The organism is Mesorhizobium newzealandense (genome assembly GCF_042682145.1).
In the GTDB taxonomy this organism is placed as follows: Bacteria; Pseudomonadota; Alphaproteobacteria; order Rhizobiales; family Rhizobiaceae; genus Mesorhizobium; species Mesorhizobium newzealandense.
This window is the reverse complement of sequence record NZ_JBHUGZ010000007.1, coordinates 495,141-509,613: the sequence shown is the minus strand read 5'-3', so window position 1 is coordinate 509,613 and position 14,473 is coordinate 495,141. Positions and strand designations below refer to the sequence as shown.

Genomic DNA, 14,473 nt, shown 5'->3' with positions numbered 1-14,473 from the left:
CATGCTCCCATTGTTGGGACCGTTGGCGTTGCCACCTCAGGTCCGTTTCCTGCTGATGAAAAAGAACGCCGTGACGATGCCGATCGACAGCACGAGGAAGGCCGTCGAGATCGCATTGACTTCCGGCGTCACGGTGCGCCGGAGCTGGCCGAGCATGTAGGTCGGCAGCGTGTCCTGGCCGCCCGATTTGACGAATTCGGTGATGACGACGTCATCCAGCGAGACGACGAAGGCGAGCATCAGCCCGGCGAGAATGCCCGGCCAGAGCAAAGGCAAGGTCACATGCCGGAAGGTCTTCCACTTGGTCGCATAGAGATCGGCCGCCGCCGTCTCGAGCGACAGGTCCATGCTTTCGAGCCGAGCCCGTATCGGCAGATAGGCGAACGGGATGCAGAAGGCGGTGTGCGCGGCGACGAGGTAGCCGAGCCCGGAATATCCGGTCCAGATCTTGATGCGCGAGAACACGATCAGCAGCGCCACCGCGGTGACGATCTCCGGCACCATCAGCGGCTGGTTGATGAAGGCGTATTTGAGGGTCAATCCCGGATACGGTTTGGTCCTGGTCGTCGCCAGCGCCGCCATCGTGGCGGTAATTGTCGCCAGCACGGCGGCCACGGCGGCGATCTGGAACGAGCGGATCGACGATTCTATGACCAGCGCATTGTTCCAGGCGATGTGGAACCAGCGCAGCGAAAAGCCTTTCCAGATCACCACGGAATCATTGTCGTTGAAGGCATAGACCACCAGCGTGGCGATCGGCAGGTAAAGCAGGAAGAAACACAGCATCGCCACACTGACGAAGCCGTTCTGCCGCCGGACGTCGAAGCGATTAGCCATGGGCGCCATCCGACCTGGTCGTGTTGCGGACATAGAACAGCAGCGCCACCATGACGATCGCCATCAAGGTGATCGAGAGCGCGGCACCGAGCGGCCAATTTCTGCCCTGGCCGAACTGCAGCTCAATCAGGTTGCCGACCATCAGATTGGTGCCGCCGCCGAGCACGCGCGGCGTCACATAGGCGCCGAGCGAAGGGATGAAGACGAGGATCGACCCGGCGACGATGCCCGGCGTGACCAGCGGGATGATGATGCGCCTCAACACCTCGAACCGCGTCGCGTAGAGGTCGTAGCCCGCCTCGACCAAGCGGAAGTCGATCTTCTCCATGCTGGCGTAGAGCGGCAGCACCATCAGCGGCAAGAACACGTAGACCATGCCGGCCAGGACGGCGAAGTTGGTGTACATGAGCTGGACAGGATGGTCGGTGATCCCAAGCAGCTGCAGCACCGAATTGATGATGCCGTCATTGCGCAGCACCTGCTGCATGGCGAAGGTGCGGATCAGTAAATTCGTCCAGAACGGGATGGTAATCAGGAACAGCCAGATGTCGCGCCGGTGATCCGGCCGCGTGGCAATGAAATAGGCGGTGGGAAAGCCGAGGATCAGGGTCAGCACGGTGGTTGCCAGCGACAACGACACCGAGCGCCAGAAGATCGACAAATATGCAGTGGCGAACGACAGCGTGTCGTCGAAGACGTCACGCTCGAACAGCACGCTCACCCAGGCATCGGTCGAGAACTGCCATTTCACATCGCCATAATTGCCCGGCGTCAGGAAGGAATAGACGACCACGATCAGCAGTGGCCCAAGGGCCGCGAGGAAGACGATCAGCAGCGCCGGGGTGGAAAGCAGCCAGCGTGACCTGATATCGTCGCGCTCTGCCTTTTCGGCGACCTCTTTCGCGGTTGCCATGGGCCCTAGTCCTTCAGCACTTGGGCTGCGTCGTCGCCGATCGAAATGCCGACCTTGTCGCCGTTTTCGAAGCCGCAGCTGGCGCTGCGCGAATTCTGCTGGCGCACCATGAAGACGTCGCCTTCGTCCAGCCGGACATGGACATGCGTGTCGGTGCCGAAATAGACGATGTTCTCGATCGTGCCGGTCAGGTCGCCGCGGCCTTTGACGAGCTTCGCATGCTCAGGCCGGACCATCAGCGTTGCGTTGCCGCCTGCGCGGAAGCCCGCGGCGGCGGTCGCGCAGATCTTCGCACCCGAGCGCAAGACGATCCGCGCCTGGCCGTTGCCTGCACTTTCGATCATGCCGGTCAGGAAGTTCGTCTCGCCGATGAAGTCGGCGACGAACCGCTCCGCCGGATGATCATAGATGTCCCAGGGCGAACCGACCTGCAGGATCTTGCCCGACGACATCACCGCGATGCGGTCCGACATCGTCAGCGCTTCTTCCTGGTCATGGGTGACGAAGATGAAGGTGATGCCGGTCTCGTGCTGCAGCCGCTTCAGTTCGATCTGCATTTCCTTGCGCAGCTTGTAGTCGAGCGCCGAGAGCGGTTCATCGAGCAGCAGCACTTTCGGCTGCGGTGCGAGCGCCCGCGCCAGTGCGACGCGCTGCTGCTGGCCGCCGGAGATCTGGCTGGTGCGCCGATTTTTCAGCTCCTGCATGTGGACGAGCTTCAGCATCGCGTCGACGCGCGCCTTGATCTCGGCCTTCGGCTTGCCCAGCATCCTCAGGCCAAAGCCGATATTCTCGGCGACCGTCATGTGCGGGAACAGAGCATAGGACTGGAAGACGGTGTTGACCGGCCGCTTGAACGGCGGCAGCGGCGCAATGTCCTGGCCATAAAGCAGGATTTCGCCGTCGGTCGGATAGTCGAAGCCGGCGATCAACCGCAGCAGCGTCGTCTTTCCGCAGCCGGACGGGCCGAGCAGCGTGAAGAATTCATTTTCGCGGATCGCGACGGAGACGTTGTCGAGCGCTCTGACCGAATCCTGACCGGTTCCCCGAAAGATCCTGGTGACGCCCTTCGCCTCAACGGCGGGCCGTGTGGCTGTCAAGATATTCCCCTCTCCTTCGTGGCCATTCACCGGCAGAAGCCGGCTGGCCAACTCGATCCTCGCCATCAGGGATAACTATGACTAAACATACAGTCAATATCTTTTTGCGACCGCGAGCAGGACATCGACCAGTGATGATGCGGCCGATGCGCCGGTGAACCCGGTGCGCTGGTTGTCGCCAATCCGGTCTAAGGGGGAGCGTCGGCCATAGACAACGCCGAGATGAGCGCCGAGCTTGCTGCAACAAGCCTGCGGTCCCTCGGTTTCACCGTCCGGCAAGTGGCTGACGGCGACCGATCATATCTGGTTTCGCCAGGTCTCTCAGTGCCACCAGGTGGCGCAGTGAGCGGCCGATTTTTGCGTCACACCCTCGACAGCATGTTCCCGGCGATCTGTTGGCGAAACCACTCGAAGGTCCGCTCGATACCGTCCTGATAATCGGTCTTCGCTTCCCAACCCGGAAGGACATGCCTCGCCAAAGTCAGGTCCGGGCATCGGTTGGTTGGATCCTGGGGGGCCGGAGGCTGGTGCTCGATGCGGCTGCCCGGGACAAGCGCCCTGACGAATTCAGCTACGTGCAGAACCGAAACCTCGTGATTGTTGCCGATGTTCAGCGGGCCATGGTGCGCGATGCTGTCGCGCCAGAAGAAGCGTTCCAATCCATCGACGATGTCGTCGACATAACCCCAGCTGCGCGATTGCGAGCCGTCGCCATAGACCGTCAAGATCCCTGTTGTCAGCGCCTGGATGACAAAGTTCGAAATGGCGCGGCCGTCGTCCATGCGGGTTCGCGGCCCATATGTGTTGAAGATCCTGACGACACGAACGTCGAGGCCACTGACGCGCTGCTGCTCGAACAGCAATGCCTCGGTGCAGCGCTTGCTTTCATCATAGGACGCCCTGGGACCGGTACAGTCCACCGATCCCCTGTAACTCTCGGGTTGCGGGGAAACCAGGGGATCGCCGTAGACTTCCGAGGTCGAGGCAAAGCAGAAACGACCGCCGGGCTTGAGCAGGGTCAGAAGATTGAGTGCGCCGCCGATGTTGGCCTTGATCGTGCGTGCCGGCTCGCGCATGTACCATATCGGCGAAGCGGGCGACGCGAGATGGATGATCTCATCGAAGCGCTGGCTGGATGCAAAGCTTTCGGCATCGGCAACCTGCAGGCTGAACCGCGGGTCGGTGATATGCGCAATGTTGTCTCGCGTCCCGGTCCATAGATTGTCGACGACGACCAGCTTTTGCAGATCGCTTCGCCGCAGCAGGCGGTCGATCAGATGCGAGCCGAGGAAACCGCAGCCACCGGAAACCAATACGCTGCGCGACATGGAAAATTCCCCCTCCAGACACCCGGCCAGTCAACGAGCCGCAGGGCTTGTTTCCCAAGAACAGCGGATACGTGGCCACCACCACCGATCCAAAAGCCTATCCGCCAATCATTGCTCTCATCTACGCCGCGAAGGGCTGCAAGCGCAACGAGCAAGCTTTGGCGCACGCCACCGACGCGCCACAGCCGACCGGCCTCTTGTTTTGAGGAGAAACTGCCAAGCGATCTCGCGCACCGAAGCAGGGGCAGACGCTGTCGGTCATCGGTCGACTCAGCATGTGTTCGGGAGTTACAGCGCCCTTTGCGGGCATGGCGTTCCGGCTGCATCACCGCAGCGCGACGCTGTGGGCTGAGGCCGGAAGCTCATCTCTTCGGACTGGCGGACCAGTTCGGCGAAGACAAGAGCAAAACTTCCCAGCATCAGAAAGACAATGATCAGGCGTGCTACCGGCAATATGTCGGCCTCGACTGGCTAGGCCCCACGCCACCCGTCCACTGCCGGCTAACATGACCGATCCGGCTTTACGAGAGTTTAAGCCCGGGGTTAACCATCACATTCGTGTCGCCTTTGACATGATACGCGAACGGCAAGTCCGCATCTCGCCGTTCTGCGATCGCCTCGCCGGCCGGAACAACGGCTCTCCTTTGCAGACGTGCCCCGCCCATGCTACCTCGGCGCTGGCGCGGCCCGGTAACCGGCCGCCGCCAACCGGTCGTCATCGGGGAGCCATGAGCCAAACCGCCAGCCGCATCGCCTTCGTTTCGTCCGACACCGCTGACGCCAAGACGGCGCTGGAAAGCCTGTCGGCGCGCTATGGCCAGTCCTCCATCGAGGATGCCGGAATCGTCGTCGCCCTTGGCGGTGACGGCTTCCTGCTGCAGACACTGCGCGACACGATGGGGACGGGCAAGAAGGTCTACGGTATGAACCGTGGCACCATCGGTTTCCTGATGAACGAGTATCGTTCCGGTGGCCTTACCGAGCGTCTCGCGGCCGCCGTCGCCGAAACGATTCGCCCGCTGGAGATGCTGGCCGTGACCTCGGAAGGCGAAACGGTTTCGGCACTGGCGATCAACGAGGTGGCGCTCTGGCGCCAATCCTATCAGACGGCCAAGATCCGCATCACCGTCGACGAGCAGGTACGGCTCGAGGAACTGAGCTGCGACGGCGTGATGATCGCGACGCCGGCGGGGTCCACCGCCTACAATCTGTCCGCGCACGGGCCGATCCTGCCGCTCGACGCGCCGCTGCTGGCGCTGACCCCGGTCAGCCCGTTTCGCCCGCGCCGCTGGCGCGGCGCGCTGCTCTCCAACAAAGCGACCGTGCGCTTCGACATTCTCGAGCCGGACAAGCGCCCGGTGAACGCCGCCGCCGACCACACAGAAGTCAAGGCAGTAACCTCGGTCACGGTCAGGGAATCGCCGACGGCGACGGCGACGTTGCTCTTCGATCCCAATCATTCCTGGAACGAACGCATTCTCGCAGAGCAGTTCCGCTACTGAGCCGGCACAGCGATCGACACCTCGATAAGCATCCCGATTAAGGTTACAACTTCACAATCGTGCCTTTCCCGCCCGTTTCTGTTGACAAATCGCGGGCTTGCGCCTAATCGCAATACCAATCTTGCAGGCGCGTGGCGCTTGCCGCGACAGACGCCGTTGCGCTTCCCCGAACCAGCCAAAGACAACAACACTTGTCCTCAGACACCACGATCGCTCCAGAAGCGTTGACCTTTTCAGACCTCGGCCTGTCGCCGAAGGTGCTTTCCGCAGTAACCGATGCCGGCTACACCCAGCCGACGCCGATCCAGGCCGGTGCCATCCCGCACGCCTTGCTCGGCAAGGATATTTTGGGCATCGCCCAGACCGGCACCGGCAAGACGGCTTCCTTCGTGCTGCCAATGCTCACCCGCCTCGAAAAAGGCCGGGCCCGCGCCCGCATGCCGCGCACGCTGATCCTGGAGCCGACGCGCGAGCTCGCCGCTCAGGTCGAAGAGAATTTCATCAGATACGGCAAGAATCACAAGCTCAACATCGCGCTTTTGATCGGCGGTGTCTCATTCGACGAACAGGACAAGAAGCTGGAGCGCGGCGCCGACGTGCTGATCGCGACGCCCGGCCGCCTGCTCGACCACCGCGAGCGCGGCAAGCTGTTGCTCAACGGTGTCGAGATCCTGGTCATCGACGAAGCGGACCGCATGCTCGACATGGGCTTCATCCCCGACATCGAGCGCATCTGCGAGATGATCCCGTTCACCAGGCAGACGCTGTTCTTCTCGGCGACGATGCCGCCGGAGATCACCAAGCTAACCGAAAAATTCCTGCACGCGCCGGTGCGCGTCGAAGTCTCGAAGGCCGCGTCCGCGGCGACCAACATCATCCAGCGCCTGGTCAAATCCGGTTCCAAGCCCTGGGACAAGCGCGAGACGCTGCGCAACCTGATGAAGGCCGAGGACGCGGAACTGAAGAACGCCATCATCTTCTGCAACCGCAAGGTCGAGGTGTCGGAGCTTTTCCGCTCGCTGCTGAAGTATGATTTCGACGCCGGCGCGCTGCATGGCGACATGGACCAGCGGGCGCGCATGCAGATGCTGGCCAATTTCCGCGACGGCAAGCTGCGCTATCTGGTCGCTTCCGACGTCGCCGCACGTGGCCTCGACATCCCCGACGTCAGCCACGTCTTCAATTACGACGTGCCGATCCATGCCGAAGACTATGTCCACCGCATCGGCCGCACCGGTCGCGCCGGGCGCTCGGGCAAGTCCTTCACCATCGCGACCAAGTCGGACACCAAGTATATCGACGCCATCGAGCGACTGATCGGCAACAAGATCGAGTGGCATGATGGCGACCTGTCGACAGTGGTCGCCAGCGAAGGCGGCGAGGACGATGCTCCGCGCCGTGGCAAAGGCGCGCCGCGCCGTGCCGGCCGCAAGGACGACGATCGCAAGGACAGGGGCGGTGAGCGCAAACCACGTGAACGCCACGCCAAGCACAGCGAAGAGGCGGCACCGGCGACGGTGCGCGAGGATCAGCCCGTGGTGGCTGAGGTCGAAGTCGCCGATATCGGCGAACGGCGCGCGCGCAAGGATGCAATCCGCTCGGAGAACACCGAGCGCAAATCTTCCGATCGCAACGAACAGCGCGCTCCGGAACGTGGTGACACAAGGCCGCAGCGCGACAGCAACCGCCCTGCCCGCCACCGCCAGGAAGACAACGACGCCACCGTCGGCTTCGGCGACGACATGCCGGCCTTCATGCGGATCGTCGCCAAGGTCTGATACCATAGAGCCGCGGGTCCCGAGGATGCGCAGCTTTCTTGGAGCCCGCTCCAGGATCAATCGGCGCCATGCGCGGTAACCGCAAAACAGGCCCGGTCACTCCTGACCTGGGCGCTTCAAATAGCCCGTCGATGCTACAGGCTTTTGAGTTCCAGGCGGGATGCCAATAAATCCAGAAATGTGCGAACCTTGGCCGAAGATGACCGGCCTTCCTGCCACAAGGCATGGATCGGCACGGGCGCCGGCTCGAATTCTGTCAAAACCAGCTCGACGCGACCATCGTCCACCAAATGTCTTATCTGCCAAAGAGGCGAGAAGCCCAAACCCAGTCCGTGGATTGCGGCAGCATAGACCGAGGTCATCAGATTGGAGCGAAAAGCGCCTGCGACCTTCACGGTCCGGGGTTTCCCGTCGATCTGAAACGTCCATTCACCTGGACGCTCGTTAACGGTTCTGATGATGCAACTGTGCTCATTCAGTTCGAAGGGATGGGTCGGCCGGCCGCACCGCGCAAAATAGGAAGGCGCGCCGAACACAACGCGCCGCAACGCCCCCAGGCGTTTGGCTTTCAAGTTGGAATCCGGCAAGTCGCCGATGCGTATTGCCAGATCGAGACCTTCGGCACCAAGGTCGGCAAATCCATCGGAAAGTTGAAGATCGACCTCGACCCGGGGATACGTCCGCATGTATTCGGCGATGACAGCCATTAGGACGTTCGGGCCAAACAGAACTGGCGCCCCGACGCGCAGGACGCCTGATGGCTCCGATCGTTGATTGATCGCTTGAAGTCTTGCGTCGTTTATTTCGTCGACCGCGGGTTTGATCCGGTTGAAAAAGGCTGCCCCGACTTCACTCGGTGTCGAGCGACGCGTTGTTCTGTGGACCAGCTCGACGCCGACTGATTCCTCCAGCGCCGCCAGGGACCGGCTGACCGACTGCAACGAGCGGTTCAGCCGACGTGCGGCAGTCGTCAGACTTCCATGCTCGATGATCGCGATGAAAGCCTCGAAATCGTCTATCCGGCTCATGCATTCTCCCGACAATCGACATAATCTATCGCAAAATCGAACAATTGTAACGCCGATTGCGACATCGTACCTCCCTGTAGGTTGTCCCGCGAGGACAGGCTTGTGGGAAGGGAGTTGTCATGCAAGCACTCAATCCAACCGTGCTGGTTGTTGGCGCCAGCGGTCGATTTGCCGGATTGGTCGTGCCCGAACTTGTGCGCCGCAATGCCACGGTTCGAGCGCTAGTCCATGATCCGGCGAACACCGAGAAGGCCCGAATGCTAGGCGCATCCGAGGTCGCCACTGGCGATTTACGCAATCGCCGGAGCCTCGAAAGCGCCGTCGAGGGCGTCGCCGGGGTCTTCCATATTGGACCGGCCTTTGCCCCCGATGAAGCCGCCATGGGGGTTGCCATGGTTGAGGCGGCGGCGCAGGCGGGCGTTCAAAAATTCGTCTTCTCGTCGGTTATCCAGCCGACCAATACGAAGCTGGAAAACCATGCGAGCAAGGTGCCCGTCGAGGACGCTCTCTACTCGACAACGATGGAATATACGATCCTGCACCCGGCCAATTTCATGCAGAATATCGCAGCGGCCTGGCCATCCGTCGTTGAGCATGGCGTTTTCTCGGAACCGTTTCCAAAGACAGCGAAGGTGGCGCGTGTCGACTACCGCGATGTTGCCGAAGTGGCAGCGATCGCATTGACCGAAGCGCGACTGTCCTATGGGACGATTGAGCTATGCGCGGGTATGCATAGCCGGGAAGAGATCGCGTCAATAATGGGAGAGGAACTTGGCCGCCCGGTCTTCGCGGGCGAGCCGACATTTGGCGAGTGGGCCGCGAATGCCCGCCTCCCCTACAGTGACCGCCAGATGCAATTGTTGGCCAAGGTATATGGCCACTACGCCGACCATGGCCTTGGCGGGAACAGTCTGACATTGCGCGCCGCCTTGGGCCGCGAACCGCGTTCGTTGCGCAGCTTCATTCGGAACCTGGCCCTGCAAACGGCGCATGCCACCTGATCGCGCTCAGCCGCGCATGCATTCACTTTCTGAACAGGAGATACTTGATGCGAGCGTTATCGGACAAGGTTTTGAAATCGAGGAAACTACCGCCCTCCTACAATGCGCTGGTAATGCCATTCGTTCTTTCCATCCTGATGTCGTGCATTGTTTCCGCGGTATCGACGCTGATCAATGCGGGCTGGACAACCGGTTTCGTGGCGAGTTGGCCGTATGCATGGGGAGCATCATGGCTTGTGGCGTTTCCGAGTCTGCTGGTGGTCTTGCCGATCGTGCGCCGGATCGTTGCGGCAATTGTCGATCAGCCGACCTCGTCCTGACGGCGTCGCCAAAGTCTGATCCCCGACCGCTTTCGAGGGCAAGCCGGCCATCCGGCTTGCCCTCTCGGCAAGCTCGTGGAGCGGTTCACCGTTTTACGGAGGGCCGAACCGCTCTCCTTGTTTTGACGCAATTCCCGCGACCGTTTCACACTCTTCCTGGAATTGCTCCTGGTCTGGCTCGCCCGTTACATCGGCCCAGGCATCATCTTGGTCGGTTTCTCCAGCATCGGAAACTCGGCCTTGCTGCATTTCACCTTCGGATTCGTCGGACTGAACATACCGTTCGGATTGTCCCTGAACAGCCAGGCGTGAAGATCGTAGTGGACGAACTCCTTCGGGATGAGCGGATAGTGCCCCTCCATTGGGCCCATGAAGGTTTGGCCAAACAGCTTCGGCGGCTCTTTGGTGTCCGGCGTCAGCGGCACAAGCCATTCCACCCCGACCAGGCGCAGACCTTTTTTCGTCGGTTCGTAGATGAGCACATTGGGGCGCATCGGATCGAGTTTTTGGCCGACACTTGGGACGTTGACGAAATGGATACCCATGGCGCCTTTCGGGTAGTCCATCGTGCCCGGTATCTTTTCTCCGCTGTAGTAGACGCAGCCGACTGTCGACAGATAGAGGTCGCGGACGGCGGCGGTGTAGTCCTCATATTTGGCGAGCGACTTTTTCAAGGCATCGATGTCGGCCTTGTTGGCGTCCTCGGCCCGAACCGCAGTGACGCCCAACCATGCGCCTGCAAGACTTGTTAAAACGAGGACGCCGCAGCGCCCAAGGCTGGCTGTTCTTGGCATGCATTCCTCCCAGATTTTCTGATCTGGCCGTGCAAGACCGAGGCGGGGAAAATGCTGATTGCGCGGCCAGTTGTACCGCCTCATCCCCTCTGGAACAGGGACGATGCTATTCCTTTCCATGACTGCGGGAAACTAGCCAATTAGAACTAGCTAATTCTCTAAAGTGCGTCGCGTTGAAACGGATTCATGCGACGCGCTTTAAGCCTTTGTCTCTATGCATGTCGTTGTCTCAAAACCAGGGCCACTTTTGAGCGACATGCATTAGTGCGCCAATCTGCGCCGACGTCCGCTCAAACAAAAACGGCCCCACGTGGGGCCGTTTTGCAATTCGCTTGCCGAACGGATCAGGTGAGCGGCGACAGCTGGATCTCGACGCGGCGGTTCTGGGCGCGGCCTTCCGCCGTCGCATTGGACGCGACCGGGCGCGTCTTGCCAAAGCCGGTAACGGCAAAGCGGCGCTGATCGACGCCCTGGCCCGACAGATAGTTGGCGACCGCCAGCGCACGACGCTGCGACAGATCGAAATTGTGCTGGTCGCCGCCGGTCGAATCGGTGTGACCGAAAACGTCGACCGTGGTCTGCTTGAACTTCTTCAGCACCAGTGCGACCGAATTCAGCACCTGGTAGAAGCCGGGCTTCACCGCATCCTGATCCGAGTTGAAGGTGATGTCGGACGGCATGTTGAGGATGATCTGGTCGCCGCTGCGGGTGACACTGACACCGGTGCCCTCAAGCTGCCGGCGCAGTTCGGCCTCGTTCTGGTCCATGGTGGCGCCGATGGCGCCGCCGGCGAGCGCGCCGATGCCCGCGCCGATCAGCGCGTTGCGGCGGTCATTGCCGCCGGCAAGCAGGCCAAGGCTGGCACCGGCCAGCGCGCCAAGGCCGGCGCCCGCGGCCGTGTTGGAAATCTTTTGGTCACCGGTATACGGATCGGTGGTGGTGCAGGCACTCACGAGCACAGCCGTCGCCACGACGACGAGCACAGTCTTTTTCATAGGATCGTCCCTCTCCAAGTCACGCCATTGCGATGGCGCCAAATCAGCCCTTCCCGCGACTTGTACCATGAATTGCGGCGAAATACGGAACGGCAAGAGCTCTCGCAATGGCTTTTCCCGGCGCCAAAATTGGCCGGTTGCCCTCCTGGCGAGCTACCAGAGATTCTTGCCGTCGATGACCACCACTTCAACCTTGTTGACATCGAAATCATCGAACAGCCGCGAATTGACGCTGATCTTGGGATTGTCGAAATCCGGCTCGCCGGTCGACCAGTCCGGCGTTTCCGTGAAGGTGCCGCAGCCACACGTGGCGCAAAAACCGTGCTTTACGGTTTTCGACCCCCACTCGTAGACAGAAACGTTCTCCGGCGGGCTGGTGAGCTTGAATTGCGACGGGATGTAGTAGGCCCAGAGCGAGCCGCGTTTCGAGCAGAACGAACAGGTGCATTGCGTCACCGTCTGCGGTGCCTGCGAAACCTCGAATGTCGTCGCCTTGCAATGACAGCTTGCCTTGATGGTCATCAACGAACTTCCTCCTGTCGCCAGCCGCCTCGTGCGGCAAGGGCAGCATAAAGAGGCGCTCCTGACAACTGTCTGTCAGCAGACCCGCCAGACACGCTGGCGCAGCCCGAAAACGACGCGTCGGCCTGATCCCTTCGGCCTAAGATCCAAGCCTAGTAGGACGATGGGGGCACGAACAAGCAGATGGTCTTGCCGGCATCGAGCCCGGCTTCATGCGCGCACCAATGGAATTCGCCGTCGGGCGACTCCTTGATTCGTCTGTCGCTGTAGGCCAACACCTCCCCGGTGTCCTTGATGACATAACCCTCCGGGCGCTCGCTGATCGAGGTCTGCGACACCTCGTGGCAATCGTAATTGGCGCAGCAGGCGAATGGATAGCTCCAGCCTTGCGGCTTCGCCGCGGTCGGCTTGGCGTCATGCGCCAGCGCAGGCGACGACAGCATTGCCATCATTGGAATTGCGAGCAGGGAAAACAGGAGTCGGCCGGCCGGTTGAACGGCTTTGGCCGATCTGGGTGTGGCAGCAGACATGGAAACGTTCCTTTCAAACGAGCATCAAGCGTTTCGCTTGCCCGTTCCCGGAACGTGTCTTCCCAGCGGCCGGATCGTCAGCTTGCAGATATGCCGCGCCCAGCCATAAATGCTTTTGCCTCCCGTGATGGTGATCGCAAATGTGAGTCGGCGCAAGAAATTGCTACGTGGCCGGCCGACGCCTATTCGTCGACAGCTCCGACGACATGCCCTTCATATTGCGGCAGGTCGTCGGTGATGGTGAACCAGCCCGCCTTCGAACCGACGAAGATGTGCGCGGTCGGGCGGATGGTCGGATCGTCGACAAGAGTGCCCATGGCGACATGGACAAAAGCCCCCTCGCGGACGAGCGAATAGAGCAATGAGCCGCACAGCCCGCAATGCGCGTCGTGGCCGCTTTGATCACCGAAGATCAGAAGCTTGCCCTCGCCTTCGGTGAGGACAAGTTTTTCGCGCTCGATACCGGCGAACGGCTTGAAGGCCGAACCCGTGGTCCGTCGGCAATTGGAACAGTGGCAGTTGGCCGCGTAGGCAAATTCGTCCCGAACGGCGTATTGCACAGCGCCGCACAGGCATTTCCCGACAAGCTTGCGAGCCATCGTCCAATCCAGGTCTATGTTAGGCCGCTGTCCTCGGGCCACTGCGCACTTTGGGCGAGGTGCATCAATCCAGGTCCGCCACCGCTTCACCCGCACCGCCTTCGATGCGCTGCGACAACGAGGCTTCCATGAAATCGTCGAGGTCGCCATCGAGCACGCTCGACGGGCTGGTGCTCTCGACGCCGGTGCGAAGATCCTTCACCAGTTGGTAGGGCTGCAGCACATAGGAGCGGATCTGGTGACCCCAGCCGATATCGCTCTTCGACGCTTCGGTGGCGTTCGCAACCGCTTCGCGCTTCTTCAGCTCTTCCTCGTAGAGACGCGAGCGCAGCATCTCCCAAGCCTTGGCCTTGTTCTTGTGCTGCGATCGTTCGGCCTGGCAGGCGACCGCGATGCCGGTGGCAAGGTGGGTGATGCGCACCGCCGAATCGGTGGTGTTGACGTGCTGGCCGCCCGAGCCGGACGAGCGATAGGTATCGATGCGGACATCGGATTCCGAAACGTCGATCTCGATCGTGTCGTCGATGACCGGATAGACCCAGATGCTGGCGAAGGACGTATGCCGGCGCGCATTGCTGTCATAGGGCGAAATGCGTACCAGGCGATGCACACCCGATTCCGTCTTCAGCCAGCCATAGGCGTTGTGGCCCTTGATCAGCAGCGTGGCGGACTTGATGCCGGCTTCTTCGCCGTCGTGAACTTCCAGCACTTCGACCTTGAAGCGGCGCCGTTCGGCCCAGCGCGTGTACATGCGCAAAAGCATCGAAGCCCAATCCTGGCTTTCGGTGCCGCCGGCGCCGGCATGGACTTCAAGATAGGTGTCGTTGGAGTCGGCCTCGCCCGACAGCAGCGTCTCGACCTGGCGGGCCTTCGCTTCGCCCTGCATCGAACGGATCGACGCTTCGGCCTCGGCGATGACGCCTTCGTCGCCCTCTTCCTCACCGAGCTCGATCAGGCCGATATTGTCTTCCAGCGCCTGTGTCAGGCCTTTCACCGAGGCGATGCCTTCCTCGAGGCCCTGGCGTTCGCGCATCAGCTTCTGCGCTTCCAGCGGTTCGTTCCAGAGGCTGGCGTCCTCGGCACGCACGTTGAGGTATTCAAGCCGCTTTATGGCCTGATCCCAGTCAAAGATGCCTCCTCAGCAGGGTAATCGCCTGCCTGATCTCGTCGACAATATTCTGCGTTTCCGCGCGCATGGCTGGCTGTTCTGTCCTGTTTGCTGAAATCGG

16 protein-coding genes are annotated in these 14,473 nt (G+C 61.2%); 5 read left to right on the top strand and 11 right to left on the bottom strand.

Annotated features, from left to right (window positions below; genetic code table 11):
* Positions 1 to 36 precede the first annotated feature (36 nt).
* The 4 genes from ACFSOZ_RS11380 to ACFSOZ_RS11365 all read right to left on the bottom strand — a co-directional run bounded on the left by ACFSOZ_RS11380 (position 37) and on the right by ACFSOZ_RS11365 (position 4,175).
* The gene (locus ACFSOZ_RS11380; protein WP_111548624.1) at positions 37 to 837 is read right to left on the bottom strand and encodes an ABC transporter permease; all 801 of its coding nucleotides are present in this window, start codon (positions 835 to 837) and stop codon (positions 37 to 39) included.
* The gene (locus ACFSOZ_RS11375; protein WP_379097389.1) at positions 830 to 1,750 is read right to left on the bottom strand and encodes an ABC transporter permease; all 921 of its coding nucleotides are present in this window, start codon (positions 1,748 to 1,750) and stop codon (positions 830 to 832) included. The genes ACFSOZ_RS11380 and ACFSOZ_RS11375 overlap by 8 nt, the downstream gene beginning before the upstream one ends.
* Before the next feature lie 5 nt (positions 1,751 to 1,755).
* Positions 1,756 to 2,847: an ABC transporter ATP-binding protein gene (locus ACFSOZ_RS11370; RefSeq protein ID WP_379097386.1), complete on the bottom strand. Its 1,092-nt coding sequence runs from the start codon at positions 2,845 to 2,847 to the stop codon at positions 1,756 to 1,758.
* A gap of 362 nt (positions 2,848 to 3,209) precedes the next feature.
* Entirely contained in the window at positions 3,210 to 4,175 is a 966-nt protein-coding gene (locus tag ACFSOZ_RS11365; RefSeq protein ID WP_379097383.1) for an NAD-dependent epimerase/dehydratase family protein, read from the bottom strand.
* 71 nt (positions 4,176 to 4,246) lie between these two features.
* Between ACFSOZ_RS11365 and ACFSOZ_RS11360 the strand changes: the two genes are divergently transcribed.
* The 3 genes from ACFSOZ_RS11360 (at position 4,247) to ACFSOZ_RS11350 (ending at position 7,455) form a co-directional block, all read left to right on the top strand.
* Positions 4,247 to 4,381, top strand: a complete 135-nt coding sequence (locus ACFSOZ_RS11360) for a hypothetical protein (protein WP_379097381.1) — start codon at positions 4,247 to 4,249, stop codon at positions 4,379 to 4,381.
* Between the two features lie 522 nt (positions 4,382 to 4,903).
* A complete protein-coding gene (locus ACFSOZ_RS11355; protein WP_379098169.1) occupies positions 4,904 to 5,677 on the top strand; it encodes an NAD kinase in 774 nt (257 codons plus the stop codon).
* A 191-nt stretch (positions 5,678 to 5,868) separates the two neighbouring features.
* Positions 5,869 to 7,455, top strand: coding sequence for a DEAD/DEAH box helicase (locus tag ACFSOZ_RS11350; RefSeq protein WP_379097378.1), 1,587 nt, complete (start codon positions 5,869 to 5,871; stop codon positions 7,453 to 7,455).
* 134 nt (positions 7,456 to 7,589) lie between these two features.
* On the opposite strand, the gene ACFSOZ_RS11345 is transcribed toward ACFSOZ_RS11350, so the two are convergent.
* Entirely contained in the window at positions 7,590 to 8,483 is an 894-nt protein-coding gene (locus ACFSOZ_RS11345) for a LysR family transcriptional regulator (RefSeq protein ID WP_379097375.1), read from the bottom strand.
* Between the two features lie 119 nt (positions 8,484 to 8,602).
* On the opposite strand from ACFSOZ_RS11345, the gene ACFSOZ_RS11340 reads away from it, so the two are divergent.
* Positions 8,603 to 9,484 carry an NmrA/HSCARG family protein gene (locus ACFSOZ_RS11340; protein ID WP_379097372.1) on the top strand — a complete coding sequence of 294 codons (882 nt, stop codon included), beginning with the start codon at positions 8,603 to 8,605 and terminating at the stop codon, positions 9,482 to 9,484.
* A 47-nt stretch (positions 9,485 to 9,531) separates the two neighbouring features.
* Positions 9,532 to 9,804 carry a DUF2798 domain-containing protein gene (locus ACFSOZ_RS11335; RefSeq protein WP_379098166.1) on the top strand — a complete coding sequence of 91 codons (273 nt, stop codon included), beginning with the start codon at positions 9,532 to 9,534 and terminating at the stop codon, positions 9,802 to 9,804.
* Between the two features lie 185 nt (positions 9,805 to 9,989).
* Here the strand turns inward: ACFSOZ_RS11335 and ACFSOZ_RS11330 are convergent, their stop codons facing one another.
* From ACFSOZ_RS11330 to prfB, 6 genes are all read right to left on the bottom strand, one after another.
* Positions 9,990 to 10,598, bottom strand: a complete 609-nt coding sequence (locus tag ACFSOZ_RS11330; protein ID WP_379097369.1) for a hypothetical protein — start codon at positions 10,596 to 10,598, stop codon at positions 9,990 to 9,992.
* A 344-nt stretch (positions 10,599 to 10,942) separates the two neighbouring features.
* Positions 10,943 to 11,593 (bottom strand): YiaD family glycine zipper/OmpA-like lipoprotein, encoded by a 651-nt coding sequence (locus ACFSOZ_RS11325; protein WP_013531371.1) that lies wholly within the window; start codon positions 11,591 to 11,593, stop codon positions 10,943 to 10,945.
* Positions 11,594 to 11,746: 153 nt separating this feature from the next.
* Positions 11,747 to 12,115, bottom strand: coding sequence for a GFA family protein (locus ACFSOZ_RS11320; RefSeq protein WP_379097365.1), 369 nt, complete (start codon positions 12,113 to 12,115; stop codon positions 11,747 to 11,749).
* A 152-nt stretch (positions 12,116 to 12,267) separates the two neighbouring features.
* On the bottom strand, positions 12,268 to 12,645 hold the full coding sequence (locus tag ACFSOZ_RS11315) for a hypothetical protein (protein ID WP_379097362.1): 378 nt from the start codon (positions 12,643 to 12,645) through the stop codon (positions 12,268 to 12,270).
* 182 nt (positions 12,646 to 12,827) lie between these two features.
* Positions 12,828 to 13,244, bottom strand: a complete 417-nt coding sequence (locus tag ACFSOZ_RS11310; RefSeq protein WP_379097359.1) for a GFA family protein — start codon at positions 13,242 to 13,244, stop codon at positions 12,828 to 12,830.
* 64 nt (positions 13,245 to 13,308) lie between these two features.
* Positions 13,309 to 14,440, bottom strand: a protein-coding gene (gene prfB, locus ACFSOZ_RS11305; RefSeq protein WP_379097356.1) for a peptide chain release factor 2 whose coding sequence is annotated in 2 segments (ribosomal slippage) — positions 13,309 to 14,373 and positions 14,375 to 14,440 — 1,131 coding nt in all. Because the reading frame shifts where the segments join, the coding sequence is not laid out codon by codon here.
* Positions 14,441 to 14,473: the final 33 nt, after the last annotated feature.

Coding starts and splice junctions, on each gene's coding strand:
- ACFSOZ_RS11365 (WP_379097383.1), bottom strand. CDS start 4,175: ATGTCGCGCAGCGTATTGGTTTCCGGTGGCTGCGGTTTCCTCGGCTCG.
- ACFSOZ_RS11335 (WP_379098166.1), top strand. CDS start 9,532: ATGCGAGCGTTATCGGACAAGGTTTTGAAATCGAGGAAACTACCGCCC.
- ACFSOZ_RS11310 (WP_379097359.1), bottom strand. CDS start 13,244: ATGGCTCGCAAGCTTGTCGGGAAATGCCTGTGCGGCGCTGTGCAATAC.
- ACFSOZ_RS11325 (WP_013531371.1), bottom strand. CDS start 11,593: ATGAAAAAGACTGTGCTCGTCGTCGTGGCGACGGCTGTGCTCGTGAGT.
- ACFSOZ_RS11320 (WP_379097365.1), bottom strand. CDS start 12,115: ATGACCATCAAGGCAAGCTGTCATTGCAAGGCGACGACATTCGAGGTT.
- ACFSOZ_RS11345 (WP_379097375.1), bottom strand. CDS start 8,483: ATGAGCCGGATAGACGATTTCGAGGCTTTCATCGCGATCATCGAGCAT.
- ACFSOZ_RS11375 (WP_379097389.1), bottom strand. CDS start 1,750: ATGGCAACCGCGAAAGAGGTCGCCGAAAAGGCAGAGCGCGACGATATC.
- ACFSOZ_RS11315 (WP_379097362.1), bottom strand. CDS start 12,645: ATGTCTGCTGCCACACCCAGATCGGCCAAAGCCGTTCAACCGGCCGGC.
- ACFSOZ_RS11330 (WP_379097369.1), bottom strand. CDS start 10,598: ATGCCAAGAACAGCCAGCCTTGGGCGCTGCGGCGTCCTCGTTTTAACA.
- ACFSOZ_RS11340 (WP_379097372.1), top strand. CDS start 8,603: ATGCAAGCACTCAATCCAACCGTGCTGGTTGTTGGCGCCAGCGGTCGA.
- ACFSOZ_RS11355 (WP_379098169.1), top strand. CDS start 4,904: ATGAGCCAAACCGCCAGCCGCATCGCCTTCGTTTCGTCCGACACCGCT.
- ACFSOZ_RS11380 (WP_111548624.1), bottom strand. CDS start 837: ATGGCTAATCGCTTCGACGTCCGGCGGCAGAACGGCTTCGTCAGTGTG.